Here is a 26,335-nt window from a genome sequence, read left to right as displayed (position 1 = left end):
CCCCGGTGAGGGGCCGGCTGATGGCCGCGGACCGGTGGTCGGCGGCCATCAGGGGCGGCCGGTCAGCCGACCTTGGCGGCGTCGGCCGACGGTTCGGTGGCGGGCATCGGCGCGTCCACGGCGACGGAGCGGCGGCCAGGGATGAACGACGCCACGGCGAAGGCCAGCAGCGCGGCCCCGGCGCCGAGGGCCATGACGACCTTGAAGCCGTTCCGCGAGGGCAGCGCGTAGCCGCCGAGGTCGATTGTCAGGTGGGAGAGGACGACACCGGCGAGGGCGCTGGCCGCGGACGTACCGATCGACCGCATCAGCGTGTTGAGGCTGTTGGCGGCCGCGGTCTCCGAGGGGTTCACGGCACCCATGATCAGGGCGGGCATGGCGCCGTACGTGAAACCGATACCGGCGCCGATGACGAACGACACCAGCACCAGGTGCCACACCTCGGACATCAGCACGATGTTCAGGCCGTACCCGCAGGCCACGATCAGCGCGCCGATCATCAGCGTCACCTTCGGTCCCTTCGCCCTGGAGACGGCGGCGGACACCGGGGCGAACGCCATCATCACCAGGCCGGAAGGCGCCATCACCAGACCGGCGGTCAGGAGCGACTTGCCCAGGCCGTAGCCCGTCTGCGCGGGCAGCTGCAGCAGTTGGGGCAGGACCAGGGACATCGCGAACATCGAGAAGCCGATCGCGATCGAGGCCAGATTGGTCACCAGCACCTGGCGGCGGGCGGTGGTGCGCAGGTCCACCAGGGGCTCGGTCGTGCGCAGTTCGAAGAAGCCCCACGTGAGCAGCACCACGACCGCCGCTGCGAACAGACCGAGGGTGGTGCCGTCTGTCCAGCCCCAGTCGGCGCCCTTGGATATCGCCAGCAGCAGGGACACGAGGCCCACCGCCATGCCGACACCGCCAAGGACGTCGAAGCGGCCGCCGGAGCGCACCTGCGACTCGGGCACGAAGAGCAGCACGAGCGCCAGGGCCACCACGCCCATGCCGGCCGAGCTCCAGAACAGCGCGTGCCAGTCGTAGTGGTCCGCGATCAGCGCCGCCGTCGGCAGTCCCAGGGCGCCGCCGACGCCGAGCGAGGCGCTCATCAGCGCCGTGGCCCCCGCCAACCGCTCGGTGGGCAGTTCGTCGCGCATGATGCTGATGCCCAGCGGCACCACCGCCGCCGCCAGGCCCTGCACCGCCCGTCCGGCGATCATCGGAGCCAGCGAATCGCTGAGCGCGCAGACCACCGATCCGGCCACCAGCAGGACCACGCTGACCAGCAGCATGCGCCGCTTGCCGAACATGTCGCCGAGTCGGCCCATCACCGGGGTCGCCACCGCGGCGGCCAGCAGCGTGGCGGTCACCGCCCAGGCGGTGTCCGAGGCGGGAGCGTCCAGCAGTTTCGGCAGTTCCGGGACGATCGGGATGACCAGCGTCTGCATCAGCGATACGACGATGCCGGCGAAGGCCAGCACGGCCACCACGGCGTTCGACCGCGGTGCGGCCGGTCCGCCCGGGCTCACCGGGTTGGGCAGGGCGTCGGACATGAAGAAGCCTCCGTGGGCGTGCGAGGAGCAGGAAACCCGATGCGAATGCAAGATTTAAGGCAGGTGATTGACTTAGCTTAGAGGCTCGGTCAACCCGACGTCCGCAGGGTCCAGCCGGGCCGGCCGGGTCCGGCTCGAGCGGTGTGATTGCGTAGGCTTCCTCAGCTGGAACTCGCCGCACGGGCGGCGGACCTGCGACGGTCCGAGGGACTGGCCGCCGCGGGATGAACGAAGTCCCGATGCGGTGGTGAGCATGGCGGCCAGGACGGCACGCGCGGAACAGGTCAACGCGACCAGGGAGCTGATCCTCGCCGCCGCCGAGCGGCTGTTCGCCGAGCGCGGGGTCAACGCCGTCTCCAACCGCCAGGTCAGCGAGGCCGCAGGCCAGGGCAACAACACCGCCGTCGGCTACCACTTCGGCACCAAGGCCGACCTGGTGCGCGCCATCGTCCGCAAGCACGCGACACGGATCGAGCAGATCCGCGCCCGGCTGCTGGCCGGCATCGGCGACTCACCGGACGTACGCGACTGGGTGGACTGCCTGGTGCGCCCCGTCCCACAGCACTTGGCGGCGTTGGGCGGCCCCACCTGGTACGCCCGCTTCTGCGCGCAGATCATGACCGACCCGGTGCTCCATCAGATCGTCGTCGACGAGTCGCTCTCCTCTCCGTCCCTGCGGCGGATCATCGACGGACTCACCGCCTGTCTGCCCGACCTGCCGCCGGAAGTCCGCGCCGAGCGGGGCGAGATGGCGCGTCATCTGATCGTGCAGATGCCCGCCGAGCGCGAGCACGCCCTGGCCGAGAACCGGCCTACCCCGCGCGCCACCTGGGACGACGCCGCGACCGGCCTCGCCGACGCGCTCGTCGGCCTGTGGCTGGCGCCTGTGGCGAACCGGCCCTGACGCGGAAGGCTGTTGTACCGGACCTGGGAGCGCGTGACTTTACTTGCGTTACGCAACGAGGTGGTAGCGTGGTGTATGCCCACACCACCGCTCCCCGACCTCCCCGGCACCCCTGCGTCCGACGAGGTCATCGAGATCGAGCGCGCGCTCACCCGCATCACCTACCTGAGCACCCGCGCCCGCCGGCACGAGCGGCTGATGGCGCTGGCCGGTGTGCCGCTGGATCGTGCCGCCGTCGCACTGCTGCGCCAAGTCGCCGACTCGGAGCCGCTGCGCCCGGGCGAGCTGGCGACCCGGCTGGGCGTGGAGGCCTCCCACGTCACCCGCACCGTGCAGCAGTTGCAGAAGTCCGGCTACGTCACCCGCGTCCCCGACCCCGACGACCGCCGGGCCCAGCGCATCGAACTCACCGGGGCGGGCCGGGAGGCCGTAGCGCGGGTCCGTGACGCCGGCGCCCGCGGCATGCAGTCGGCCCTGGCGGAATGGACGCCGGAGGAGCTGCGGCAGCTCGCCACCCTCTTCCACCGCATGGTCGACGACTTCCTCGCCTACGCCGGCGACGAGGAGACCGAATCCACCTCTTGACCTCGGCGCCGCCCTTCCTGCCCCCGGGCCGCCTTCGGGGGAGGCCGGTCACCGGCCCTCTCTACCCTCCGGTAACATCGCGCGGCAGGTCATCAGAGGAGGAACCGTGTCACGGTCCGAACGCTCGCCCCTGCTGCTCGCCGGTCTGCTTGCCGCCGCGGGCACCGCCCACTTCGCCGTTCCCCGTCAGTTCGACGCGATCGTCCCGCGCTCCCTGCCGGGTGCGCCCAGGACCTGGACGTACGTCAGCGGTGCAGCGGAACTCGCGCTCGCGGCCGGTGTCGCGCTGCCCCGCACCAGGAAGACGGCGGCCCTCGCCGCGGCCGCGTTCTTCGTCGGCGTCTTCCCCGCCAACGTCAAGATGGCCGTCGACTGGCGCGACCGGCCCGCGTCGCAGAAGGCCGCGGCCATGGGGCGGCTGCCGCTGCAACTGCCCCTCGTCCTGTGGGCCCGCAGTGTCGCCAGGAGCGGGGAGGGCGCGGCATGAGTCAGCCGATCAACGTCGGAGACAAGGTCGACGACTTCGAACTGCCCGACGAGAGCGGCACCGTCCGCAAGCTGTCCGAACTGCTCGCCGACGGAGCGGTCGTGCTCTTCTTCTACCCGGCCGCCCTCACCGCGGGCTGCACCGCGGAGGCCTGCCACTTCCGCGACCTGGCCGCCGAGTTCGCCGCCGTCGGCGCCCGGCCGGTCGGCGTCAGCGGCGACTCCGTCGAACGGCAGCAGGAGTTCGCCGGCCGGCACACCCTCGGCATGCCGCTGCTGTCCGACGCCGACGGCACGATCCGTGAGCGGTTCGGCGTCAAGCGCGGCTTCTCCCTGGCACCGACCAAGCGGGTCACCTTCGTCATCGGGCAGGACCGCACGGTCCTCGACGTCGTCCGCAGCGAGCTGCGCATGAACACCCACGCCGACCGGGCACTGGAGGCCCTGCGGGCCGCACAACAGAAGTGACCGCGGGGAGACGGAGGGCTGCGGCGGTCCTCCGCTTCGGTTGAAGCCCCACGGCAAAAGCACCATCCTGTGGAATATGGAGCAGGCCTCCGCTGCAGCGATTCTCGATGCCCGGGGCACGGTGACGGGGTGGAGCGAGGGTGCCCGGCGGCTGACGGGATACCCGGCCGGGGAGGCCGTGGGACGGGCGGCGCGCGAGCTGCTCGCCGAGGAGGCGCCCGCCGAGGCCGTCGCCGCACGGCACGGCACCGTCGTACTGCGCCACCGCGACGGCTCCACCGTGGAGCTCCGGCTCAGCGCCTGCCCCGTCGTCGGAGCAAACGGCGACCACGGCGGCTATGTGATCACCGTCGAGCCGCCGGGCGACCCTCGGACGGCCCTGGCCGCCGAAGCCTTCCAGCGGGCCTCCATGTCGATGTCCGTCTTCGACACCCGCCAGCACTACCTGCAGCTCAACGACGTCGCCTGCCGTGTCATGGGCGTGTCGGAGCAGACGCTCACCGGCCGGTTCTTCGCGGACACCGTCGAGGACGCCGAGTCCAGCCGCGGCTTCCTCGCCCATCTGCGCCTGGTGGCCGAGACGGGGCAGCCGACACGCTACGAGAGCTACACCGCCGCCCCCGCCCTCAACCGCGACCACGCCTGGACCACCGAGATGTGGCCCCTGCGGGACGCCGCCGGCGAGGTCTGCGCCGTCGCTCTGGCGGCGTTCGACAGCACCGAGCAGTACTGGGCCCGCGAGCGCCTGGCCCTGCTGAACGAGGCGGCGGCCTCCATCGGCACCACCCTGGACGTGGTGCGCACAGCCGAGGAGTTCGTCGAACTCCTCGTGCCGCGCTACGCCGACTTCGCCAGCGTCGACCTGCTGGAGTGGGTACTGGGCGCCGAGGAAAGCCCGGGCCTGCCGGAGAACGACATCGTGCTGCGCCGCGTCGCCCACGGCTCGGTCAGCGAGGGCACACCCGAGGCCGCAGTGCACGTCGGTGAGGCGGACGTCTACCCGCCGTTCTCCCCGCCGGCGAAGGCACTGCGCACCGGGAAGGCCGTGGTGAGCCAGGCCGGCGAGCCGGACTTCGTGCGCTGGGTCGCCGAACGCAACACACGGGGCCCGGGGGGTCGCCCGTACCGCAAGGGCGTGCACTCAATGTTCGCGGTGCCGCTGCGGGCCCGCGGCACCACGCTGGGGGTCGTCGTCGGCGTCCGTATCGCCAATCCGGACGACTTCGCCGGCGACGACGCCGTCCTCGGCGAGGAACTCGCCAGCCGTGCCGCCGTCTGCATCGACAACGCCCGCCGCTTCGCCCGCGAACGCACCACCGCCCTGGCCCTCCAGAACAGCCTGCTGCCCAGGGGCATGCCCGGACAGGCGGCGGTGGACGTGGCCCACCGTTACCTGCCCTCGGGATCGCTGGCCGGTATCGGCGGCGACTGGTTCGACGTGATCCCGCTGTCCGGCAGCCGCGTCGCCCTGGTCGTCGGCGACGTCGTCGGCCACGGCATCCCCTCGTCGGCGACCATGGGCCGCCTCTGCACGGCCGTACGGGCCCTCGCGGACGTGGACCTCGCGCCGGACGAGCTCCTCACGCACCTCGACGACCTGGTCATCCACCTCGCCTCCGACGACCGGGGCGACGAGGTGGCGGAACTCGGCGCCACCTGCCTCTACGCCGTCTACGACCCCGTCTCGCGCCGCCTCACCCTCGCCGCGGCCGGTCACCCCGCGCCCGCCCTGCTGTACCCCGACGGCACGGTGAGCCTCGTGCCGATGGCGGCCGGACCGCCGCTGGGCGTCGGCGGCCTGCCCTTCGAGGCGACGGAGCTGGAACTGCCCGAGGGCTGCGTCGTCGCCCTCTACACGGACGGCCTGATCGAGGACCGCGACCGCGACGTCGACCACGCCACCGCCGAACTGTGCCGCGCCCTCGCCGCCCCGGCCGACACCCTCGACACCCTGTGCGACACGATCCTGAAGGCCGTACTGCCCGAGGAGCCGGGCGACGACGTCGCGCTGCTGCTGGCCCGCACCCGGGCACTGGGCGCGGATCAGGTCGCCACCTGGGACATCACCCCGGACCCCGAGCGGGTCGCCGCCGCCCGCCGGGCCGCCACCGAGCAGGTGATCGCCTGGGGCCTGGACGAGGCCGCGTTCGTCACCGAACTGGTCGTCAGCGAACTGGTCACCAACGCCATCCGCTACGGCGCCCCGCCCGTCCAGCTCCGCCTGATCCGCGACCGTGCCCTCATCTGCGAGGTGTCCGACGGCAGTTCGACCTCGCCGCACCTGCGCCGGGCGCACGCCTTCGACGAGGGCGGCCGCGGACTGCTGCTGGTCGCCCAGCTCACCCAGCGCTGGGGCAGCAGGCAGACCCCGCGCGGCAAGACCATCTGGGCCGAGCAGACGCTGCCGCCCCCGGTGTGATCACTGGAAGGAGCAGCCCGGGTTCGGGACGTCCTCCGAGAACGGCGCGCCGTGCGGCAGCACGTACAGCACGTCGAGGACGAGCGGGGTGTCACCCTCGTTGCGGCCCAGGTGGACGTCGCTCGGGCCGCCCGGCTCGCGGACCGTGGTGCCCTTCGGATAGACGCCGTCCTCGGCGCAGTCGGCGTGGTAGTGGCTCAACGTGCCCTGGCGGACGAAGCCGTAGACCACTCCGTCGTGGTAGTGCCAGCCGGTGCTCTGGCCCGGCGGGACGGTGATCTCGCGCAGCACGTAGTCGGTGTCCCCGACGGTGGTCGTGCTGATCAGCTTGGCGGTGACCCCCGGCCCCGGCGGCGTGGCCCCCGCCGTGCCGCAGGTCAGGACCGAGCCGGTGACGATCGCGCCGACGACGGCGGTGCGGAGTGCGGTGCGCATGCTTGAACAACCTTCCGGACGAGGGGCGAAGATCGAGTACCGCCGTGAACATAGAGCCATGGAAGGCCTGTTGGGGCCGGAACGCGTCAATCCGGCCACCTCGTCGATCGGTTCGCTCAGGCCGCGGGCCGCTCGCGAACCACGTCGGCCGGTTTCTTGTCGTCCCTGAGGCCCAGGAACCTGGGATGGCGCAGCATCCCGTCCCGCGTCCACTCGGTGAAGTCGATCTGCGCGACCAGCTCCGGCCTCACCCAGCGGGCGCCCGCCTCCCGCACGGGGCCCTCGAACCGCGAGCCGTCCACTCGCAATCGCTCGAGCCGCTCGCGCAGCGACAGCAGCGTCGGCCGGTCGAAGCCGGTGCCGACCTTGCCCGCGTAACGCAGCTTCCCGTCCTGGTGGTAGCCCAGCAGCAGCGCCCCCAGGCCGACCCGGCTGCCGGCGGGCTCGGTGAAACCGCCGACGACGAACTCCTGCCCCTGGGAGCACTTGAGCTTCAGCCAGTCCGGGGACCGCCGCGGCCGGTACGGCCCGTCGGCGCGCTTGGCGATCAGCCCCTCCCACCCGCGGGCGCACGCGTCGGCCAGCGAATCGGCGCCGCCCGCATTGCGGTGGGAGGTCCAGCGCAGCGGCGCACGGTACGAAAGGGCCCGGCGCAGCAGGGACTTGCGCAGCCGCAGCGGCAGCCGGGTGGTGTCCGCGCCGTCCAGCCTGAGCAGGTCGAACACGTAGTACGTCACGGCGACACCGGTGGCCTCGATCTCCTGTCTGCGGGTGAGTCCCATGCGCTGCTGGAGCCGGGCGAAGTCGGTGCGGCCGCGGGAGAACGCGACGACCTCGCCGTCGACCGTGAAGTCGGCGCAGGACTGGGCGGACAGCGCCTCGACGATCTCGGGGTAGCTGTCGTCGAGGCGGCGCCCCGTGCGTGACAGCAGCGTCACCCGCCCCGCGTCACGGACCGCCAGCAGCCGTACACCGTCCAGTTTCCGCTCGAAGATCCACTCGCCGGTGTCGTCGAAGTCCCGCCGGTCGCTGAGCGTGGCCAGCATGGGCCGTGCGGCGAGTTCCGTCCCGGGGCGCGCCGCGGCCAGCAGCCCGCGCCGTTCCTCGGGGAGCGAGTCGAGCAGCCCCGGCACGGCCGTTCACTTCCGTCCGTCGTCGGCGGCGACCTGGGCGAGCGTACGGCCGCTGGTCACCGAGCGGGCCCGCCGCGGATCCGGCGCCCCGTGTCCGCGGTCCCGCTCGCCGCCGGCCTTCACCAGCAGCCAGGACTCCTTGCCGTCCCCGTCCCTCCCGCCGCGGAACCGGGTGAGCGCGTACTCGCCGTGCAGTTTGGCGCCCTTGAGCCGGAACCGGGCGTGTCCGTGCTCCAGCGACTCCTCGAAGTCGACGGGCCGTCCCTCGCGGTCGTGGCTCAGCGGCTGGTAGGTGCCGTGGTCCCAGACGATCACGGTGCCGCCGCCGTACTCGCCCTCCGGAATGACGCCCTCGAACTCCTCGTACTGCAGCGGATGGTCCTCCGTGGGCACGGCCAGCCGCTTGTCGTGGGGGTCGGCGGAGGGGCCCTTCGGGATGGACCACGACTTCAGTACGTCACCCACCTGGAGCCGGAAGTCGAAGTGCATGGTGGACGCGTCGTGGATCTGCACGACGAAGCGGGGTTCGCCGTCCGAGGATGCGGACCGGCCCTCCGGCTCCGCGCTCCGCCGGAAATCGCGTTTGCCGCGGTACTCCCGCAGCCGGTCCCGGTCACCCACTTCCGGCTCCTTCCGTGCGTCCTGCCTCGCGGGCCTGCGAGTACCCCACGGGCGCCTCAGAACTCCTCGTGCACCTCGGGGTCACCGCCCAGTCGGCGGTGGGCGCGGTCGGCGACGGCCCGCATCTGCCCGGCGTCCAGTTCGAACCCGAAGACGTCGAGATTGGCGCGCTGTCGCCCCGGGTCCGACGACTTCGGGATGGGCACCGCGCCGAGCTGGGTGTGCCAGCGCAGCACGACCTGGCCGGGGGTCACGCCGAGGTCCCCGGCGATCGAGACGAGCGCCGGGTCGTCGAGCAGGTCGCTGCCGCGGCCGAGCGGGCTCCAGCTCTCGGTGAGGATGCCCTTGGCGGTGTGGAAGGCGCGCAGCTCCTCCTGCGGGAAGAGCGGGTGCAGCTCGATCTGGTTGACGGACGGCAGGACGCCGGTCTCCTTCTCCAGCCGCTCGATGTGCTCCGGCGTGAAGTTGGAGACGCCGACGGAGCGGACGAGGCCCTCCTCGCGGAGCTTGATCATGGCCCGCCACGAGTCGACGTACCGGTCGACCCGGGGGAGCGGCCAGTGGATCAGATACAGGTCCACGTACTCCAGGCCGAGCCTGCGGCGGGAGTCCTCGAAGGAGGCAAGAGTCTCCTCGTAGCCGTGGTCGCGGCCCGGGAGCTTCGTGGTGACCACGATCTCCTCGCGGGGCACGCCGCCGTGGGCGATGCCGAGGCCCACTCCGGACTCGTTGCGGTAGTTGGTGGCCGTGTCGACCAGGCGGTAGCCCAGGCCCAGGGCCTCGGCGACGGCGCGCTCCGCCTCGGCGTCGCTCATCGGCCAGGTGCCCAGGCCGACCGCGGGGAGCCGCGTGCCGTCGTTGAGCGTGTGCGTCGGGATGCTGACCACGGGGCGACCCTTCCCTCGACTGTGCCGGACCTCCAGCGTCACGGACAACGGGGTGCTTGATCAAACGCACAGGTGGGGATGAGGGCGTGAGGGGAGCCGATGCGCACGAGTGACGGAGTGGGTATGACGACGGAGTGGGACGCGGCGGCGGAGCGGGCCGCGGGTGTCGAGGTGAAACCGGTCGCCGGACACATCGGAGCGGAGATCACCGGCGTCGACCTGGCCGACGACCTCGACGACGCCGTGGTCGCCGCGATCCGCACGGCCGTGCTGCGCTGGAAGGTGGTGTTCTTCCGCGGGCAGCGGCTCGACCACGCCCGGCACGTCGCCTTCGCACGCCGCTTCGGCGAACCCGTCGTCCTGGGCAAGCGGGGCAGCGCCTCACCGCCGGACTTTCCCGAGGTGGAGACCACCGCCGACCGGCTCGAACTGGGCGGACGGTTCGGCATGGAGCACGAGGAGTGGCTGCAGCGCCGACGCCACACCCTGCTGCGCGGCTGGCACTGCGACCACGGCGCCCGGATCGACCCGCCCGCAGCGACGATCCTGCGCGCCGAGACCGTACCGCCCTACGGCGGCGACACGACGTGGTCCAACCTGGCGGCCGCCTACGCCGGACTGTCCGCGCCCGTGCGGGAGTTCGTCGACACCCTGCGTGCCGAGCACCGGCTCGGGGTGGGCTACCAGCCCAGGCCCGGCGACGACGCGTACCTGCGACACCTGCTGGACCACCAGGTCGCCTCCGTCCACCCGCTGGTGCGCGTGCACCCTGAGACGGGGGAGCGGGTGCTGTACGTCAACGGCTACTACGTCGAGCAGATCGTCGACGTCTCCCGGCCGGAGAGCCGGGCCCTGCTGGAGATGCTGCTGGAGCAGGCGGTGCGGCCGGAGTACACCGTGCGGTTCCGCTGGGAGCCGGGCAGCGTCGCCTTCTGGGACAACCGGGCCACCATCCACCTGGCGCCCGGCGACAACGCCCACCTCGGCCTCCCGCGGATCATGCACCGGGTCATGCTCACGGGCGACGTACCGGTCGGCGTGGACGGCAGGCCGTCGCAGCCCGTGATCGGCACCGAACCCGGCAGGTGGTGAGCTCAGACGGAGGGCCGCCACCCCAGCGCCGGGCCGAGCCGCGTCGCCATGTCGGTGAGGATCTGCACGTAGTCCTCGTGGGCGAAGGTGAACGGCAGGGCGAAGGCCACCTCGTCCACCTCGCGGAACGCGGCGTGCGCGTGCAGCCGCTCGGCGATCTCCTCCGAGGTGCCGACGATGTCGGGCGCGAACAACAGCCGAGCCGGGCCCTGCGGTGACGTCGTACGAGGGGTGCGCCGGGCCGCGTACTCCTCGTACCGGGCCCGCTGTTCGGGCGACGCGGAGTCGGTGGGGATGACCACCAGGCCCTGGGAGACACGGGCGTTCTCGCCGTCGGGGTGGTGGGCGCGGAAGGCGCGGATGTGGGACAGCTGGATCTCGGCGAAGTCGTGGCCCGATCCGTGCGGAGCCTCGGCCTCCGCCTTGACGACGCTGCTCGTCAGGAAGTTCATGCCGTTCTCGCCGGCCCAGCGCGCCGAGCCGAGGCTGCCGCCGCCGTACCACATCCGTCGGTCCAGCCCCGGCGAGTGCGGCTGCACCCGGTCGGAGAACGTCTCGAATCCCTCGACGCCGCTGAACTCGCTGGCGCTCTTGCCGCGCACTAGGTCCAGCAGCCGCCGCACCCGCTCGTAGGAGAAGTCCTCCGCGTCCGCCGTGTCCGGGTAGAGCGCCTGCTTGACCTGGTCGAAGTGCATCGGCGGACCCACGCTGACACCTGGGTTGACCCGGCCCCCGGAGAGGAGGTCCACGGTCGCCAGGTCCTCGGCCAGCCGCAGCGGGTTCTCCCAGCCCAGCGGGATGACCGCGGTGCCGAGCTCGATGCGGCTGGTGCGCTGCGAGGCCGCCGCCATGACGGCGACGGGCGAGGAAATGCCGTACTGCAGGTGCCGGTGACGCAGCCAGGCGCTGTCGAAGCCGAGCCGCTCACCGAGTTCGATGATCTCCAGGGTGGATTCGTGGCCCCGGCGCGGATCGTCTTCGTCGAACAGGCCGATGGTCAGGAAACCGAGCTTGCGCAGGGGACGGGAGGTCGGCGGCACGGGCTGCTCCGTAACTGTTCGACGAGTTGTTTGACGTATCAAGCAGTACGGCAGTGCCAACCAGGTCCCGGCGGCAGGTGTTCCCCGTGCCGGGAGCGCTCTTTCAGGGCAGCGGAATGGTCACCTCGTCCTCCAAGGGCGGCTCGATCTCCTGGGCGAGGTTGCCGGTGGCCGCGAAGCACCGCAGCCGAACGGCGTCGGGGGTGACGTCCAGGCGCAGGAACTGCTTGAAGAAGGGCGGGCTGTAGGTGGCCGAGCCGGGTGAGAACAGCTGCGTGTAGATCTTGCGGACCGGGAGGCGGAAGCGGGAGGTGCGGTCGGGGCGGCCGCCCGCGCCCAGCAGGCTCGCCACGAGGCGGACGCGGCGGGTCACGCGGACGGGGCCGCCGGGCGCCCGCGTGGGCGTGATGCCCAGGCGTTCGGCGACGACCGCCGTGGCCTCGGCCTCGGTGAGGGTGAAGAAGCGGCGCAGGCGCAGGCGGCGTCCGTAGAGCCGGCTGTAGAAGGCCAGGGAGTCACCGCGCAGCGGGTAGCAGCGGAAGTCCTTCTCCGTCACGTTCGCGATGTTCACGCGCGGGATGGTGTGGGTGGCGTGCATGAACGCTCCGCCGCCGCCCGAGACGACGTACTGGATGGTGCGGCCGTCCACCTGGACCGGATAGCGCTGGTAGTTGTGGATGTCGCCGCCGATCGCCGCGACATAGTGGTGCTCGGGGTCGCGGACGATGTCGTCGACGGTGCCGCCGTCCCCCTCGATCGTGCACGGGTGGTGTTCACCGTCCACGTACAGGGGCGATCCGGTGAGCAGGATCTTCGGGCGGGGCCCCTGGGAGACCTCGCGCAGCCAGGCGCCCTGTTCGGCGTCGATGGTGCCGAGCAGACCCGTGTCGATGCCTATGAGCCGCAGCGGACCGGCGTCGATCGCCCAGTAGGGGCCCGGCTGTACGGCCCGTTGGGCGGCGGCGGACCGCAACTGCCGTGTCTCCTCCAGGCGTTGACCGTCCGTCGGACGGGGCCGGTGCCACAGCAGCGACCTCCACCACGCCCGGGTGAGGGGGCGCGGTGCGGGTTCCGCCGGGAGCGGTGGGGCGTCCCCGCAGAAGACGCGCATGAAGGCGCCGAGACCCTCGTACCAGTCGTGGTTGCCGGGTACGGCGTAGATCGGCGCCGGATAGTCCCGGTACGGGCGGAAGAACTTGCTGCCGTAGTCGTCGGCGCTGCCGACCGGGTAGATGACGTCGCTGGTGATGACCGCGAAGTCGGTGCCCTGACTGGTCCTCAGGAAGCCCGGCACGACGGAGTACTGGGGCTCGTCGCCCTCGCCGGTGTCGCCGATGACCATGAACGAGAAGCGGTCCGGGTCGTCGCGCCGGATCACCTTGTCGGCGGGCGCGCCGGCCGCTTCCCGCTGGGCCACCCAACGGCCGCGGGTGCGGCCCGTGGGGTCGCCGAACCAGGAGGCCAGCACGCCGTTGCGGGCGGACCACAGCGTCCTGGGGTCGAGCCAGGAGAGCTTCTCGACCTTGGCGGGCATCAGCCGCTTGTACTCGCCGGGTTCCGCGGCGCCCCAGCCGGCGCCCTCGGCGGTATCGCGTGAGGAGTCAGACACCGGTGCACGGTAACAACGATCAAGCGGCGGACGAGAGGGGGGTGCGCCGCCATGGCGGCCGTGCCGTGCCTGAGGGAGGATCACGACCGAGCTCCGTCCGCGCGAAAGGCCCCAAATGACCGCCGACTTCATCGACCTGGTGCCCGATCCGGACCGGCCGGGCGGCCGACTGCTGCTGGGGATCCGCCACTTCGACGAGCCTTTCCTGCTCACCGTCTCCCTCTCCCAGGGGCTGGGCTCCAGCGAGCTGTGGCTGGACCGGGGGAGGGCCGGCAAGGCGCGGCTCGCGGAGTTCCGGCGGATCGGGGACCGGGTGCTGTTCGTCGTCCGGAACAAGCACTTCCAGACGTACGGCGACGCGGCCGCCGTGCGTGCCGGGCAGGAGTCGTTCCCGCTGTCCGTGGTGTGGAGCGGGCCGGTGCTGCGCGAGGAGGACGGCGCGGCGGTCGTGGACGCCACCGGCCTCGCCCTGGTCGACCACGACCGGATCGCCGAGCATCTGTACGACGAGGAGCAGGGGGAGTACGCCGTCGACGACTCGCGCAGTCTGCCGCTCGTCGCGGACAGCCGCACCGGCCCGTCCGCCACCCGGCTGCCCGCCCTGATCACCTTCGCCGGACCGGGCCGCGGCGCGGCGGTCCGCGCGCACGCCGCCGACCCGCGGGCCCTCACCGTCGTCCAGCAGCTCAACCTGGTCCGCCTGCCCTCCGAACCGCTGCCCGTCCGCCGCTTCCACCCCAACTCCGGCGGCTACGGCGTCGGTTACGCCGATCACGGCCGGGTCGGCGCGGGTGACACCCAGGTGCGCATGCAGCCGAGGTTCCGGGCTGGTCCGGATGCCGAGCCGATCGTGTTCCGGGTCGATCCGGCGATCCCGGAACCCTTCCGCTCGGCGGTGATCGAGGGCGGCAACTGGTGGCGGGAGGCCTTCGCGCTGATCGGGCTGCCCGACGCCTACCGGGTCGAGGCCGGCGACGAGGCGTTCGACCCGTACGAGGTGGGAGTCAACGGCGTGGTGTGGGTGCACCGTTCGGGCCGCGGCTGGTCGCTCGGGCAGGGGCTGACCGACCCCCGCACCGGCGAGATCCTGCACGCCCGGGTCCGCCTCGGCTCCCAGCGCCTGGAACAGGTGCGCGCCCTCGGCGAGGCCCTGCTCGCCCCCTACGGCCGTCCCGACGAGGCCGAACGGCTCGCCGTGGTGGAGGAGTTGGTTCTCGCGCGCCTGCGCCACCTGGCCGCCCACGAGATCGGCCACGCGCTCGGCTTCATGCACAACTTCGCCAGTACGACCCATCCGAAGCCGTCCGTCATGGACTACCCGCACGCCCGCGTCATCATCACCGACGACGACCGCATCGACCTGTCGTCCGCGTACAGCACCGGGCTCGGCCCCTGGGACCACTTCCTCGTCGCCCATGCCTACGGGCACTTCGCCGACGAGGACCCCGCCCTCGTCCAACTGCGCGCCGAAGCGGCGGAGTCGGGCCTTCTCTTCGTCTCGGACGAGGACGCGCAGGGCCCGCACGCGGCCCACGCCGACGCCGTCACCTGGGTGACGGGCGGAGACGCGCGGCAGGCGCTGGAGACGATGCTGCGGGCCCGCCGCATCGCGCTGGAGGGGTTCTCGCGCGGTGCCCTCCCGCCCGACCGGCAGACCGGCGAACTGGAGGAACGGCTGACCCTCCTGCACCTCCTGCACCGCCACGAGGTGATCGCCGTGGCCCGGCTGGTCGGCGGGGTCCGTTACGCCTACGGCCTGGCCGGCGAGGACGGCCGCGGCACCCGGGCCGTGGACGCGGCCACCCAGCGCTCGGCCCTGACCGGCCTGGCCCAGCTCCTGCGCGCCGAACAACTCGCGCTTCCGCAGACGGCGTTGAGCGTGGTGACGCCACCGGCGGTCCGCTACGGCCGTACCGAGCAGTACCTCGACAGCGGCGCCGGACGGGTCTTCGACCCGCTCGACGCGGTCCGGGTGGCCGTCACCCTGGTCACCGAACAGCTCCTGGAACCGGCCCGCCTCAACCGGGTCGCCTGGCAGCACGCCACCGACCCGGCCTCCCCCGGCGTCACCGAGGTCGTCGACGCGCTCCTGACCGTCACCTGGCGGCGCACGGACCCGGTGCCGACGGACCTCCCCGGCGGTGTCGCCGTCCAGTACACGGCCGCCTGGACGCTGCTGAACCACCTGTTGACCGTGGTGTGCGAGGGCGCGTTGCACGCCGCCGTCCGCACGGCGCTGCGCAGTGCCCTGCGCCGGTTCGCCGACGAGTTGCGGCAGGGCGGCCACGACGGTCAGCGCGAGGCGGCCGACCTCATCAGCGCCGTTCTGGCCGACCCTGACGCGGCCCGCCTCGACCCGCTGCCGAGGGTCCCGCCGGGCGCGCCCAACTGAGCCCGCGCGGACGGTCGCCGGGCGCTCACGGCCGTGGTGGTCTGTCGCTCCTCGGCCTGCCGGGCGGCGGTGCCCAGCGCGGGTGGTCCGCGGGGCGCCGTGTCCGTTCGAGGCGGCGGAGCCGGCCCGCGGCGGCCATGGGGTGACGCCCGGTCGGCGAGGCTGGAGGCCATGTGGGCCGGTCCGGGACGGGCGGACGGCGGCTCCGCTCCGCCGTCCGCCGTCGCGGCCGGGGGCGTCACCGTCAGGCGATGGTGACGCTGTCGTCGAGGTAGACGTCCTGCACGGCGTGGAGAAGCCCGACGCCCTCGGCGGTGGGTCGCTGGAACGCCTTGCGGCCGGTGATCAGGCCGGTGCCGCCGGCCCGCTTGTTGATCACCGCGGTCCGCACGGCCTGGGCGAGATCGCCCTGGCCCGCCGACGCGCCCCCGCTGTTGATCAGCCCGACGCGGCCCATGTAGCAGTTGGCGACCTGCCAGCGCGTGAGGTCGATCGGGTGGTCGCTGGTGAGGGTGTCGTAGACGAGCGGGTCGGTCCTGCCGAAGCCCAGGGCGCGGTAGCCGCCGTTGTTCTCCGCCTGCTTCTGCTTGACGATGTCGGCCTCGATGGTCACGCCGAGGTGGTTGGCCTGGCCGGTGAGGTCGGCCGACGCCGAGTAGTCCACGCCGTCCTTCTTGAACGCCGCGTTGCGCAGGTAGCACCACAGCACGGTGAACATGCCGAGCTCGTGGGCGCGGGCGAAGGCCTCGCCGACCTCCCGCAGCTGGCGGTCGGACTGTTCGGAGCCGAAGTACACCGTGGCGCCGACGCCGGCCGCGCCGAGGTCGAAGCACTGCTGGACGCTGCCGAACATGACCTGGTCGTAGTGGTTGGGGTAGGTCAGCAGCTCGTTGTGGTTGAGCTTCACGATGAACGGGATGCGGTGCGCGTAGCGCCGCGACACGGCCCCGAGCACGCCAAGGGTGCTGGCGACGGCGTTGCAGCCGCCCTCGACGGCCAGTTCCACGATGTTCGCGGGGTCGAGGTACCGGGGGTTGGGGGCGAACGCGGACGCCGCGGAGTGCTCGATGCCCTGGTCGACCGGCAGGATCGACACGTACCCCGTGTCGGCCAGGCGGCCGTGGGCGAAGAGGGCCTGCAGGTTGCGCAGCACGCGGGGCGAGCGGTCGGTGGCGGCCACGACCCGGTCGACGAAGTCGGGGCCCGGCAGCACCAGGTCCTCCTTGGGAATCCCCAGGGCGACATGGGTCAGCAGTTCCTTCGCCTCGTCACCCAGCAAGCCTTGGATGTCAGTCATCGTCACACCCCCAGGGCGTCGTACGGCCGTCTCTCGGCCCACTGCCACCGTGCGGCGCGGCGTGGTGGCGCGGCAGACCCCGTTCGGCACCTCGCGGAGGTCGAACGGCCCTCGCCTCAGCCGAAGAACACCTCGAACTCGTCGTACAGCGCCGGATCGACCACCTTGATCCTGCCGCGGGTCTCGTCGAGCGGGACGCGGACGATGTCGGTGCCGCGCAGGGCGACCATGGTGCCGAAGGCTCCGTCCCTGACCGCGTCCACGGCGTGCAGGCCGAAGCGCGTGGCCAGCCAGCGGTCGAAGGCGCTCGGGGTGCCGCCGCGCTGGACGTGTCCGAGGACCGTGGTACGGGCTTCCGTGCCGGTGCGTCCCTCGATCTCCCGGGCGAGCCATTCGCCGATGCCGGACAGGCGCACGTGGCCGTACTCGTCCCGCGAGCGGTCCTTGAGGACCATCTCGCCCTCCTTGGGAACGGCTCCCTCGGCGGCGACGACGATCGGGGCGTAATTGATCTCGAAGCGCCTCTTCACCCACGCGCAGACCTGGTCGACGTCGAACGGCCGCTCCGGGAGGAGGATCACGTTGGCGCCGCCCGCGATGCCGGCGTGCAGGGCGATCCAGCCGGAGTGGCGGCCCATCACCTCCACCACCAGGGTCCGCATGTGCGACTCGGCCGTGGTGTGCAGCCGGTCGATGGCCTCGGTGGCGATGCCGACGGCGGTGTCGAAGCCGAAGGTGTAGTCGGTGCCGGCCACGTCGTTGTCGATGGTCTTCGGTACGCCGACCAGCTTGATCCCCTGACGGCTCAGCTCCGTGGCCGCGCCGAGCGTGTCCTCGCCGCCGATCACGATCATCGCCTCGACGTCGTGCGCGGCCAGGGAGTCCCGGATGCGCCGCACCCCGTCCTCGTGCTTGAACGGGTTGGTGCGGGAGGAACCGAGGATGGTCCCGCCGCGCGGCAGGATCCCGCGCACCGCGGAGACGTCCAGCGGCATCATGTTGTTGCGCAGCGCGCCGAGCCAGCCGTCGCGCACACCGACGAACTCGAAGCCGTAGTCCTGGACGCCCTTACGGACGACGCTGCGGATGACGGCGTTGAGACCGGGGCAGTCGCCCCCGCCGGTCAGCACTGCGATCTTCATGGTTTCCTCCCTATCCCCCCGGGCGGAGGCCGGCCTTCGGTCCCGGCGCGACCCGCCGCACGCCTCCCGATTGCCCGGCGACGTCGTCGGTCCGCCTCCGCGGGTGCGCACCCGGAGAGCCAGGTGTCTCTCCCTCCATCATGAGTGCCAGGGGTCCCGGCGGCGACTCCCGGGCGGCCCGCCGGTGAGGACCTTCGGCCCCGTGACGTCTACTTCACGCGGCGCAGGGTCGCGGAGAGGTGGTGCTGCAACGGCAGGCCGACGGCCGCGAGCTCGTGCTCGAACGCGAGTGTGTCGTCGTCGGCCAGGGTGTAGCGGCGGCCGGTGGCGTCGACGCGCTTGGCGGTCGGGGTGAGCGCGACCTGGTGCGTGGCGAGTTCGACCGTGCCCTCGGCCGCGCGACCGACCGCGATCTCGGCGATGCCGGTGGGCTGGGTGATCAGCGCCTCCACCCGCCCGTCGGGCTGCAGCCGCCACCAGCCGCTCTCCCGTGCCGCGGGCCGCAACGGTGCACCGTCCGTGTCCAGCAGCCAGGCCCGTGCCTCGTAGCGCAGGAAGGGCCGGCCGTCATGACTGAAGACGACGTTCTGGGCGTAGGCGAAGTCCCCGTCGAGCGTGGGGTAACCGCCGTGCCCCCGCCCGTGCCACGTACCCAGGAACCCGAGCACGGGTGCGAGCAGCGCGTGCGGCTCGGGCGCCGCGTCGGGCCGGTCGCCGTCGGGATAGGGGCACTCCACCGCGGGGTCGAACACGTCTGCACTCCTCAAGCCGTTCCAGTCCGGGCTGCAAGCCTAGGGGCACGCCCGGTGACGTGGGACGCTCAGTCGCACCAGACCACAAGCCGCACGTACGAGGGCCCGTGCAGACCGGCAAGGGTGCGCATGACGTCCCAGACCGGCGCCCACCGAGTGCCCGCCCCGGCAGCGCTCCTCCGACTGAGCCGACCGGACGCGTCCGTCTCGTCCCAGTCTGCGGCTTCCAGCTCGGCCCAGCTGAGCCAGGTCGTGCCGCGTGCGTCCGAGGGGTCGCCCCACGCCCGGAAGGTGTCCCGCAGGCCGCCCGAGGCGTCCGCCGGGAGACCGCGGCCCTCGGCGAGCGGACGGAAGCCGAAGCCGTTGCGGACGCCGAAAAGGCAGGCCAGAGCGTTGTAGGCGTTGCCGGGATCGAGGAGGAAGAGGTCAATGGCGGCGTGCCACACGGCGTCCTCGTCGTCCTCACCCCAGAGCCGGGCCATGGGTCTGCACTCGATCATGCCGTATACGTCGGTGGACATGTACGCAGTGTGCGGTGAGCTCGCGGGGCCCGGCGCCTCGTTTGCGACGCTACCCGGCGGATGCCGGTCGGCCGGGCAGCAGTCGCTCGGTGAGCAGTACCCCGTACGCGGCGGCGGTCGTCAGGCCGCCGGTGAGGAACGTGGCGCGGACGTCCGTCAGCGACAGGATCAGCCCGCCGAGGGCGGCGCCCCGCAATTCCGGCGTTGAGGAGGCCGGAGTTCGCGGCGAGGGCCATGTCGGTGCGGCCCCGGGGCGCACCACAGCATCGCGTTCTGGGTGGTCATGAAGACCGGGCCCAAGGCGCCGCACACCAGCATCAGGAACAGCACCGCCGCCACCGGCCGGTCGCCGAGTGAGCAGAGGCCGAGCATGCCGACGGCCTGGGTGGCGATGGCGGTGCTCAGCGCGGTCCGTGGCCGAGGGCCCAGCACCGCCCCGGTGAGCGTCACCCCGGCCAGACACGCAACGCCGAAGGCCACGAGCAGTGAATCCAGCGGCACGGTCCGTACGCCGTGGGCCAGCGGCAGGGACGCGACGGCCACCGTGCCGCCGTCGCCGGTCACCAGCAGCCCGACCGCCGACACCGACACGCCGAGGTCCCGGGAGTGGGCTCCAGGAGTCCGACGGGCAGGTTCTCCGCGGTGTTGAAGGTGAACGCGGCCGGCATCAGAGCCGCCCGTACCGCCGGTCCGCGCCACGCGGCCGGCCGTGGGAGGAGCGTGCCTTCCCGTCCCGGCCCGTTGCGCTCCCTCCGCGACGCCGTCCATGGATCCACGCCACCGGGCCCGCCGGCCACGCCGCAACCGATTTCCGCCCCGCGTGCCCGTCCGCGCCCGCCTCCACGGCGGCGACCGAGATCGTCTTGAATGTGAAGTCGTCTCACGGCAGCGGGAGTTCGGGGTTTCCCGCGCGATGCCCCCGGCACAGAGGGATAACCCTTGATTAGCCCGGACGTCGCTGACATGCCCCGGTCAACCTGCCATTCTCCCTCCAACCGCCGTACACCCCCCACGTTCTCGACACGCAGTCGGTCCCGCACAGCTCGGCTCGTCCCGGTCAGTACGCCCGTCTGTCCGGTCTGTCATCGGCCGCCCCACGCGGCCACCGCAGTAGGAGAACGAGTGAGACCCATTCCCCGCAAGCGGACCGCGGTAGGAGCCCTGCTCTCCACCGCCGCCCTCTTCGCCGTCGGCATCCAGTCGGTCCCGGCGAACGCGCAGCCCGCAGCCCCCCACCCCACCCCCCTCCGCACCGGGGGCCTGGAGGCGAAGCTCTCCCCGGCCCAGCGCACCGCTCTGATCAGGAGCGCGTCCGAGAAGACGGGCGCGACCGCCCGCGCCCTCGGCCTGGGCGCCAAGGAGAAGCTGGTCGTCAAGGACGTAGTCAAGGACAACGACGGCACCGTGCACACCCGGTACGAGCGCACCTACGCCGGGCTGCCCGTCCTCGGCGGCGATCTGGTCGTGCACACCCCGCCCGCCTCCCTCGCGGCCGGCACGGTGAGCACGACGTTCAACAACAAGCACACCATCAAGGTCGCCTCGACCACGGCGGACGTCGCCAAGTCCGCCGCGAAGACGAAGGCCCTCACGGCGGCCAAGGCCCTGGACGCCAAGCAGCCCAAGGCCGACAGTGCCCGCAAGGTCATCTGGGCGGGCACGGGCACCCCGAAGCTCGCCTGGGAGACCGTCGTCAGCGGCTTCCAGGACGACGGCACCCCCGGCAGGCTGCACGTCATCACCGACGCCGTCACGGGCAAGGAACTCCACCGCTTCCAGGCGATCGAGACCGGCACCGGCAACACCCAGTACAGCGGCACGGTCACGCTGAACACGACGCTGTCGGGTTCGACGTACCAGCTGTACGACACCACGCGCGGCGGCCACAAGACGTACAACCTCAACAACGGCACCTCGGGCACCGGCACCCTGATGACGGACTCCGACGACGTCTGGGGCACCGGTTCGGGCTCCAACACCCAGACGGCCGGCGCGGACGCGGCCTACGGCGCCCAGACGACCTGGGACTTCTACAAGAACACCTTCGGCCGTTCCGGCATCAAGAACGACGGTGTCGCCGCCTACTCCCGCGTCCACTACAGCAGCAGCTACGTCAACGCCTTCTGGGACGACAGCTGCTTCTGCATGACCTACGGCGACGGCGCGGGCGGCACCCACGCCCTCACCTCGCTGGACGTGGCCGGCCACGAGATGAGCCACGGCGTCACCTCCAACACCGCGGGCCTGGACTACAGCGGCGAGTCCGGCGGCCTGAACGAGGCGACCTCCGACATCTTCGGCACCGGCGTGGAGTTCTACGCCAACAACAGCAGCGACGTCGGTGACTACCTCATCGGCGAGAAGATCGACATCAACGGCGACGGCACGCCGCTGCGTTACATGGACAAGCCGAGCAAGGACGGCGGCTCCGCGGACAGTTGGTACTCGGGTGTCGGCAACCTCGACGTGCACTACTCCTCGGGTCCGGCGAACCACATGTTCTACCTGCTGTCCGAGGGCAGCGGCACGAAGACCATCAACGGCGTGACGTACAACAGCCCGACCTCCGACGGCGTCGCCGTCACCGGCATCGGCCGGGCCGCGGCCCTGCAGATCTGGTACAAGGCGCTGACGACGTACATGACGTCGAGCACCAACTACGCCGGCGCCCGCACCGCCGCCCTGAACGCCGCCGCCGCGCTGTACGGCACCGGCTCCACGCAGTACGCCGGGGTCGGCAACGCCTTCGCCGGCATCAACGTCGGCAGCCACATCACCCCGCCCTCGTCGGGCGTCTCGGTCACCAACCCGGGCAGCCAGTCCTCCACCGTCGGCACGGCGGTGAGTCTGCAGATCTCGGCCGGCAGCACCAACAGCGGCTCGTTGTCGTACGCCGCGAGCGGGCTGCCGACGGGCCTGTCGATCAACAGCTCCACGGGCGTGATCTCCGGCACGCCGACCACGGCCGGCACCTACAGCACGACCGTCACGGTGACCGACAGCACGGGTGCGACCGGCACCGCCTCCTTCACCTGGACGGTCGGCTCCAGCGGCGGCGGCACCTGCACCTCCGCCCAACTTCTGGGCAACCAGGGCTTCGAGTCGGGCAACACCACCTGGACCGCGTCCAGCGGGGTCATCACCAACTCCACCGGTGAGAGCGCCCACGGCGGCTCGTACTACGCCTGGCTGGACGGCTACGGCTCCACCCACACCGACACGCTCTCCCAGTCGGTGACCATTCCGAGCGGCTGCAAGGCGACGCTCACCTTCTACCTCCACATCGACACGTCGGAGACCACCACCAGCACCGCGTACGACAAGCTGACGGTCACCGCCGGTTCGACCACCCTGGCGACGTACTCGAACCTCAACGCCGCCTCCGGCTACGCGCAGAAGTCCTTGAACCTGAGCTCGTACGCGGGCTCCACGGTCACCCTGAAGTTCAGCGGTGCCGAGGACTCCTCGCTCCAGACCAGCTTCGTCGTCGACGACACCGCCCTGACGACCAGCTGATCCCCGCGCACCAAAAGGGCCTCACCCTCCGTGGGTGAGGCCCTTCCGTGTCAGTTGAACGGGTCGAGCGTGAGATACGCCTGCTGCGGACTGCCGTCCTGGACGAGCGACTCGTGGTTGCCGACGTCGTCGAAGGCGAACGCGTAGGCCTTGCCGTCGGCCATCCGCGCGTGGATGGCGCGCGCGTACTGGTTGGTCACCGCGTCCTGGTAGAAGTTCGCCGAGGAGGTGTCCGGCTGGTTGGCGTTGGTCAGGAGCGTGGTGCGGTTGAAGCCCGCGCACAGGGTGCGCGAAATGGGGCCGCGTACCTGGTCGTTGGGGGCGTCGAGCAGCTTGTGGCAGCCGAAGACGCTGTCGGCGTCCGGTTTCTGGAAGCTGGTGACGACCGCGCCGGAGCCGTTGGTGAAGTTCATGACGCCGCCAGAGACCCGCCCGTAGTACTTGGTGTTCGGCTGGTCGGTGAACGGGGTGACGGTCAGGGTGGACGAGGCGTACTTCTGCCAGACGCGGTTGATGTAGTCGTCCATGACGGACGCGGGCAGGGCTCCGGACTCCAGCCCGTGGCCCGGGGACAGCGCACGCAGCACCGTGCCGTCGGAGCGGGTCTGGATCAGTCCGGCCCAGCCGCCGGACCTGCCGCGCAGGTCGTTGAGAACGCCGTTGTAGCCGCCGGACTTGAGGTACCCGGTGGACGCCGTGCTCCCGTCGGCCCGCTGCACGCCCACCGCGTAGGGCGCCGAGAACATGTCGACCTGCGTGCTGTTGATCCACAGGCCGGAGTCGTTGAGGGTGTACTCGGACCAGTTGAAGAGGATGTCGTGGTTGGGGTCGCTCGGGTTCTGCACGGCGGGCTGCACCAGACCGCCGGTGGTCAGCTTGAACACGAGCTTCTGGCCGTAGGAGAAGTAGATCCGGCCGGAGAACTTGGGGATCCGGATGGTCTTCGACTGTCCGGCGGCCGGACCCGGGATCGACGCGTCCGGTGCGGGCGTCGGCGGGTTGCCGCCGGCGGGCCACGCGTGGAACGTGCCGCTCGCGTCCGCCCAGCCCTGCTGGCCCGTGGAGAGCAGGGTGCCGATCGTGTAGACGTAGACCGCGTCGCCGCGGCCCGAGTTGTTGGTCACCTTCAGCGGAATCGTCGCGGGGACGGCCGCTTCGGCCGACGAGGGCGACTGGACGGTGATCACCGCGGCGATCACTGCGGCTGCTGCTGTGGGGGACAGCAGTCGTCGAAGGAGCTTGTGGCGCACGCTCCACCTCCGTGTGTGGGGTCACTCGAGGGGTTGGTCCGTACCTGTTCTGAGAGCGCTCTCAAAGTGACACTCAGGTTGCGTGCATGTCAATAAGATCGCCGTGAGGGAAAGCGTGAGCGCCCGCGGGGTGAACCCGCGGGCGCCCGGAGCGACTTGTCGAAACGCGTGGCCGGAGAGGGGACTTGTCAGAACGTGCGTGCCAGAAGGTCGAGCAGCGCGGCCCAATGCCGCTCGGCGCCTTCCTTGTTGTATGCGGCCGTGTCCGCCTGCGTGTACCCGTGCTGTGCGCCCGGGTAGACCTCGCAGCGATGCCGTACGCCCGCGGCCGTCAGCGTCTCCTCCAGCAGCCGCTGCTGCTCGGGCGGCATGGAGGGGTCCTCGTCGGCGTGTCCGAAGTACACCTCACCGCTGACGTTCCCGGCCACCGTGTGCGGGCTGTCGGGTGCGTCGGTGGCCAATTGGCCCCCGTGGAAGCCGGCCATCGCCGCGACCCGGTCCGGGTAGCCGCCCGCCGTGTACAGGGCCAGGCGTGCGCCCATGCAGTAGCCGGTCACCGCGACCTTGCCGTCGGCCACGAGCGGGGAGTCGGCCAGCCACCGCAGATAGGCGCCGGCGTCCCGTACGGCGAGGTCCGAGGTGTGGGACATCAGTACCGGCGTCACCTGTTCCCAGATCTGCGGGCGGGCCGCGGGGTCGATGAACTCCGGCAGGTCGAACACCGGTGAACGGCCGTGCCGGTAGAAGACGTTGGGCACCAGGACCGTGTAGCCGGCCTCGGCCAGCCGGTCCGCCATCGCCTCCAGGTGCGGGCGCAGGCCGAAGGCGTCCATGTAGAGCAGTACGCCGGGGTGGGGCAGGCCGTCGTCGGGGTGCGTCACATAGGCGTCCGCGACGCCGTCCTCGGTGGTGATGTCGATGGCTGTTCCCTGTACGGAGGTCATGGGGGTGCCTCTCTGCATGCTCGGCGACGACCAACTGCGCGGCCCGGTGGGCCGGGCCCGGTCATCGTTGCACGGGCCACCGACCCGGTCGGCACGGCCCCCGGCTCAGGCGGAGGGGCTCATTCGAACCGTGTGACGTCCCCGGCGCCCCGCCGGACGATCTCGGCCTCGCCGCCGGAGAAGTCGATGACGGTGGTCGGTTCGGTACCGCACTCCCCGGAGTCCACGACCCCGTCGAGCACATGGTCCAGCCGGTCCTTGATCTCCCAGCCCTGCGTCATCGGCTCCTCCTCGTCGGGCAGGAGCAGGGTGCTGGACAGCAGGGGTTCGCCCAGTTCGCCGAGCAGGGCCTGGGTGACGACGTGGTCGGGGATGCGGACGCCGACCGTCTTCTTCTTCGGGTGCTGCAGCATGCGCGGCACCTCCCTGGTCGCCGGCAGGATGAACGTGTAGCTGCCGGGTGTCGACGCCTTGATGGCGCGGAACACGTCGTTGTCGATCCGCACGAACTGGCCGAGTTGCGCGAAGTCCTGGCACACGAGGGTGAAGTGGTGCCGGTCGTCCAGGTGGCGGATGGTGCGGATCCGCTCCATGCCGTCACGGCTGCCCAGCCGGCAGCCGAGCGCGTAGCAGGAGTCGGTCGGGTACGCGATGAGCGCACCCGAGCGGATGCTCTCCGCGACCTGCGAGATGGTGCGCGGCTGGGGGTTGTCGGGGTGCACGTCGTAGTACTTCGCCATCCGCCGAGCTTATGCCGTGCGCACCTTGGCGACGAACGCGGCGAGGTTGGCCACGGTGCGCCGGATCTTCTCCTCCACGGTGATCGTCTCGTGCATCCGCGCGCCGGCGTGCGCGTCCTTCCTGCCACGCACGTACAGCGAGCAGGCGAGGTCGTCGCAGAGGTAGGCGCCCACCGAGTTGCCCTGCTGCCCGGCCTTGCCCGCCTTGGGCGCGACCATCAGCGACACGCCGCCGGAATGGACGGTCAGGCATATCGAGCACATGCTGCGCCGCGTCTGCCACGAGCCGGCGGAGGAGGTGCGCAGCACGACGGCCACGGGGCGGGCGTCCAGCTGGACGGCCAGGTAGGCGCGGTCGGGTGCCTGGGGATCGCGCCAGCCGAGGTAGTCCAGGTCCTCCCAGGGGCGGTCGGCCAGGTCGCGCGGCACGTGCAGCCGCTTGGCCTCGCCCTTGGTGCAGTTCACGAAGGCGGCGCGGATCTCTTGCTCGGTCAGCGGTTCCATAAGGCCACGCTAATTTGCCTAAAGGCTTTAGGCAAACGCATAATCGATACAGGCGAG

25 protein-coding genes are annotated in these 26,335 nt (G+C 71.6%); 8 read left to right on the top strand and 17 right to left on the bottom strand.

What is annotated here, in order from left to right:
* Nucleotides 1-62 precede the first annotated feature (62 nt).
* Nucleotides 63-1,541 (bottom strand): MFS transporter, encoded by a 1,479-nt coding sequence (locus tag FBY22_RS22640; protein WP_142148721.1) that lies wholly within the window; start codon nucleotides 1,539-1,541, stop codon nucleotides 63-65.
* Nucleotides 1,542-1,794: 253 nt separating this feature from the next.
* On the opposite strand from FBY22_RS22640, the gene FBY22_RS22635 reads away from it, so the two are divergent.
* From FBY22_RS22635 to FBY22_RS22615, 5 genes are all read left to right on the top strand, one after another.
* Nucleotides 1,795-2,445 carry a TetR/AcrR family transcriptional regulator gene (locus tag FBY22_RS22635; RefSeq protein WP_142148719.1) on the top strand — a complete coding sequence of 217 codons (651 nt, stop codon included), beginning with the start codon at nucleotides 1,795-1,797 and terminating at the stop codon, nucleotides 2,443-2,445.
* 75 nt (nucleotides 2,446-2,520) lie between these two features.
* Nucleotides 2,521-3,030 (top strand): MarR family winged helix-turn-helix transcriptional regulator, encoded by a 510-nt coding sequence (locus tag FBY22_RS22630; RefSeq protein WP_142148717.1) that lies wholly within the window; start codon nucleotides 2,521-2,523, stop codon nucleotides 3,028-3,030.
* Between the two features lie 106 nt (nucleotides 3,031-3,136).
* The gene (locus tag FBY22_RS22625) at nucleotides 3,137-3,517 is read left to right on the top strand and encodes a hypothetical protein (protein WP_142148714.1); all 381 of its coding nucleotides are present in this window, start codon (nucleotides 3,137-3,139) and stop codon (nucleotides 3,515-3,517) included.
* Entirely contained in the window at nucleotides 3,514-3,984 is a 471-nt protein-coding gene (locus FBY22_RS22620; protein WP_142148713.1) for a peroxiredoxin, read from the top strand. Before FBY22_RS22625 ends, FBY22_RS22620 begins: the two co-directional genes overlap by 4 nt.
* 76 nt (nucleotides 3,985-4,060) lie before the next feature.
* On the top strand, nucleotides 4,061-6,403 hold the full coding sequence (locus tag FBY22_RS22615) for a SpoIIE family protein phosphatase (RefSeq protein WP_142148711.1): 2,343 nt from the start codon (nucleotides 4,061-4,063) through the stop codon (nucleotides 6,401-6,403).
* Here the strand turns inward: FBY22_RS22615 and FBY22_RS22610 are convergent, their stop codons facing one another.
* From FBY22_RS22610 to FBY22_RS22595, 4 genes are all read right to left on the bottom strand, one after another.
* On the bottom strand, nucleotides 6,404-6,838 hold the full coding sequence (locus FBY22_RS22610) for a cupin domain-containing protein (RefSeq protein ID WP_142148709.1): 435 nt from the start codon (nucleotides 6,836-6,838) through the stop codon (nucleotides 6,404-6,406).
* Between the two features lie 116 nt (nucleotides 6,839-6,954).
* The gene (gene ligD / locus FBY22_RS22605; protein ID WP_142148707.1) at nucleotides 6,955-7,971 is read right to left on the bottom strand and encodes a non-homologous end-joining DNA ligase; all 1,017 of its coding nucleotides are present in this window, start codon (nucleotides 7,969-7,971) and stop codon (nucleotides 6,955-6,957) included.
* Between the two features lie 6 nt (nucleotides 7,972-7,977).
* Nucleotides 7,978-8,592: a DNA polymerase ligase N-terminal domain-containing protein gene (locus FBY22_RS22600; RefSeq protein WP_142148705.1), complete on the bottom strand. Its 615-nt coding sequence runs from the start codon at nucleotides 8,590-8,592 to the stop codon at nucleotides 7,978-7,980.
* Between the two features lie 56 nt (nucleotides 8,593-8,648).
* Entirely contained in the window at nucleotides 8,649-9,479 is an 831-nt protein-coding gene (locus FBY22_RS22595) for an aldo/keto reductase (RefSeq protein ID WP_142148703.1), read from the bottom strand.
* Nucleotides 9,480-9,602: 123 nt separating this feature from the next.
* Between FBY22_RS22595 and FBY22_RS22590 the strand changes: the two genes are divergently transcribed.
* Nucleotides 9,603-10,571 (top strand): TauD/TfdA family dioxygenase, encoded by a 969-nt coding sequence (locus FBY22_RS22590; protein ID WP_142148701.1) that lies wholly within the window; start codon nucleotides 9,603-9,605, stop codon nucleotides 10,569-10,571.
* Between the two features lie 2 nt (nucleotides 10,572-10,573).
* Here FBY22_RS22590 and FBY22_RS22585 read toward each other — a convergent pair whose 3' ends face one another.
* Nucleotides 10,574-11,611 carry an LLM class flavin-dependent oxidoreductase gene (locus FBY22_RS22585; protein ID WP_142148699.1) on the bottom strand — a complete coding sequence of 346 codons (1,038 nt, stop codon included), beginning with the start codon at nucleotides 11,609-11,611 and terminating at the stop codon, nucleotides 10,574-10,576.
* Nucleotides 11,612-11,714: 103 nt separating this feature from the next.
* Nucleotides 11,715-13,220, bottom strand: coding sequence for a metallophosphoesterase (locus FBY22_RS22580; RefSeq protein WP_142148697.1), 1,506 nt, complete (start codon nucleotides 13,218-13,220; stop codon nucleotides 11,715-11,717).
* A gap of 115 nt (nucleotides 13,221-13,335) precedes the next feature.
* Between FBY22_RS22580 and FBY22_RS22575 the strand changes: the two genes are divergently transcribed.
* Nucleotides 13,336-15,612 carry a zinc-dependent metalloprotease gene (locus FBY22_RS22575; protein ID WP_142148695.1) on the top strand — a complete coding sequence of 759 codons (2,277 nt, stop codon included), beginning with the start codon at nucleotides 13,336-13,338 and terminating at the stop codon, nucleotides 15,610-15,612.
* Nucleotides 15,613-15,856: 244 nt separating this feature from the next.
* Here the strand turns inward: FBY22_RS22575 and FBY22_RS22570 are convergent, their stop codons facing one another.
* From FBY22_RS22570 to FBY22_RS22550, 6 genes are all read right to left on the bottom strand, one after another.
* On the bottom strand, nucleotides 15,857-16,909 hold the full coding sequence (locus FBY22_RS22570; protein WP_142148693.1) for a class I fructose-bisphosphate aldolase: 1,053 nt from the start codon (nucleotides 16,907-16,909) through the stop codon (nucleotides 15,857-15,859).
* Between the two features lie 116 nt (nucleotides 16,910-17,025).
* On the bottom strand, nucleotides 17,026-18,051 hold the full coding sequence (locus tag FBY22_RS22565; RefSeq protein WP_142148692.1) for a 6-phosphofructokinase: 1,026 nt from the start codon (nucleotides 18,049-18,051) through the stop codon (nucleotides 17,026-17,028).
* Nucleotides 18,052-18,260: 209 nt separating this feature from the next.
* Nucleotides 18,261-18,803, bottom strand: coding sequence for an FABP family protein (locus FBY22_RS22560; protein WP_142148690.1), 543 nt, complete (start codon nucleotides 18,801-18,803; stop codon nucleotides 18,261-18,263).
* Nucleotides 18,804-18,871: 68 nt separating this feature from the next.
* Entirely contained in the window at nucleotides 18,872-19,324 is a 453-nt protein-coding gene (locus tag FBY22_RS22555) for a hypothetical protein (protein ID WP_142148688.1), read from the bottom strand.
* A 49-nt stretch (nucleotides 19,325-19,373) separates the two neighbouring features.
* Nucleotides 19,374-19,520, bottom strand: a complete 147-nt coding sequence (locus FBY22_RS45320) for a hypothetical protein (RefSeq protein WP_260845076.1) — start codon at nucleotides 19,518-19,520, stop codon at nucleotides 19,374-19,376.
* Nucleotides 19,493-19,915, bottom strand: coding sequence for a hypothetical protein (locus FBY22_RS22550; protein WP_260845075.1), 423 nt, complete (start codon nucleotides 19,913-19,915; stop codon nucleotides 19,493-19,495). The genes FBY22_RS45320 and FBY22_RS22550 overlap by 28 nt, the downstream gene beginning before the upstream one ends.
* Before the next feature lie 531 nt (nucleotides 19,916-20,446).
* Here FBY22_RS22550 and FBY22_RS22545 point away from each other — a divergent pair.
* Nucleotides 20,447-22,840: a M4 family metallopeptidase gene (locus tag FBY22_RS22545; protein ID WP_142148686.1), complete on the top strand. Its 2,394-nt coding sequence runs from the start codon at nucleotides 20,447-20,449 to the stop codon at nucleotides 22,838-22,840.
* A 50-nt stretch (nucleotides 22,841-22,890) separates the two neighbouring features.
* Here the strand turns inward: FBY22_RS22545 and FBY22_RS22540 are convergent, their stop codons facing one another.
* The 4 genes from FBY22_RS22540 to FBY22_RS22525 all read right to left on the bottom strand — a co-directional run bounded on the left by FBY22_RS22540 (nucleotide 22,891) and on the right by FBY22_RS22525 (nucleotide 26,278).
* Nucleotides 22,891-24,090, bottom strand: coding sequence for a glycoside hydrolase family 64 protein (locus FBY22_RS22540; protein WP_142148684.1), 1,200 nt, complete (start codon nucleotides 24,088-24,090; stop codon nucleotides 22,891-22,893).
* A 188-nt stretch (nucleotides 24,091-24,278) separates the two neighbouring features.
* Nucleotides 24,279-25,034 (bottom strand): dienelactone hydrolase family protein, encoded by a 756-nt coding sequence (locus FBY22_RS22535; RefSeq protein ID WP_142148682.1) that lies wholly within the window; start codon nucleotides 25,032-25,034, stop codon nucleotides 24,279-24,281.
* A 119-nt stretch (nucleotides 25,035-25,153) separates the two neighbouring features.
* Nucleotides 25,154-25,774: an L-threonylcarbamoyladenylate synthase gene (locus FBY22_RS22530; RefSeq protein WP_174267241.1), complete on the bottom strand. Its 621-nt coding sequence runs from the start codon at nucleotides 25,772-25,774 to the stop codon at nucleotides 25,154-25,156.
* A gap of 9 nt (nucleotides 25,775-25,783) precedes the next feature.
* Complete coding sequence (locus tag FBY22_RS22525; RefSeq protein ID WP_142148680.1) at nucleotides 25,784-26,278, bottom strand: FBP domain-containing protein; 495 nt, start codon at nucleotides 26,276-26,278, stop codon at nucleotides 25,784-25,786.
* Nucleotides 26,279-26,335: the final 57 nt, after the last annotated feature.

It is taken from the genome of Streptomyces sp. SLBN-31 (genome assembly GCF_006715395.1).
Classification (GTDB): Bacteria; Actinomycetota; Actinomycetes; order Streptomycetales; family Streptomycetaceae; genus Streptomyces.
This window is presented reverse-complemented; position numbering and strand designations above follow the sequence as displayed.

What these genes read in the sequence shown, in the direction of transcription:
- FBY22_RS22640 (WP_142148721.1), bottom strand. Translation starts at nt 1,541, where the DNA reads ATGTCCGACGCCCTGCCCAACCCGGTGAGCCCGGGCGGACCGGCCGCA.
- FBY22_RS22635 (WP_142148719.1), top strand. Translation starts at nt 1,795, where the DNA reads ATGGCGGCCAGGACGGCACGCGCGGAACAGGTCAACGCGACCAGGGAG.
- FBY22_RS22630 (WP_142148717.1), top strand. Translation starts at nt 2,521, where the DNA reads ATGCCCACACCACCGCTCCCCGACCTCCCCGGCACCCCTGCGTCCGAC.
- FBY22_RS22620 (WP_142148713.1), top strand. Translation starts at nt 3,514, where the DNA reads ATGAGTCAGCCGATCAACGTCGGAGACAAGGTCGACGACTTCGAACTG.
- FBY22_RS22615 (WP_142148711.1), top strand. Translation starts at nt 4,061, where the DNA reads ATGGAGCAGGCCTCCGCTGCAGCGATTCTCGATGCCCGGGGCACGGTG.
- FBY22_RS22610 (WP_142148709.1), bottom strand. Translation starts at nt 6,838, where the DNA reads ATGCGCACCGCACTCCGCACCGCCGTCGTCGGCGCGATCGTCACCGGC.
- FBY22_RS22590 (WP_142148701.1), top strand. Translation starts at nt 9,603, where the DNA reads ATGACGACGGAGTGGGACGCGGCGGCGGAGCGGGCCGCGGGTGTCGAG.
- FBY22_RS22575 (WP_142148695.1), top strand. Translation starts at nt 13,336, where the DNA reads ATGACCGCCGACTTCATCGACCTGGTGCCCGATCCGGACCGGCCGGGC.
- FBY22_RS22570 (WP_142148693.1), bottom strand. Translation starts at nt 16,909, where the DNA reads ATGACTGACATCCAAGGCTTGCTGGGTGACGAGGCGAAGGAACTGCTG.
- FBY22_RS22565 (WP_142148692.1), bottom strand. Translation starts at nt 18,051, where the DNA reads ATGAAGATCGCAGTGCTGACCGGCGGGGGCGACTGCCCCGGTCTCAAC.
- FBY22_RS22555 (WP_142148688.1), bottom strand. Translation starts at nt 19,324, where the DNA reads ATGTCCACCGACGTATACGGCATGATCGAGTGCAGACCCATGGCCCGG.
- FBY22_RS22535 (WP_142148682.1), bottom strand. Translation starts at nt 25,034, where the DNA reads ATGACCTCCGTACAGGGAACAGCCATCGACATCACCACCGAGGACGGC.
- FBY22_RS22530 (WP_174267241.1), bottom strand. Translation starts at nt 25,774, where the DNA reads ATGGCGAAGTACTACGACGTGCACCCCGACAACCCCCAGCCGCGCACC.
- FBY22_RS22525 (WP_142148680.1), bottom strand. Translation starts at nt 26,278, where the DNA reads ATGGAACCGCTGACCGAGCAAGAGATCCGCGCCGCCTTCGTGAACTGC.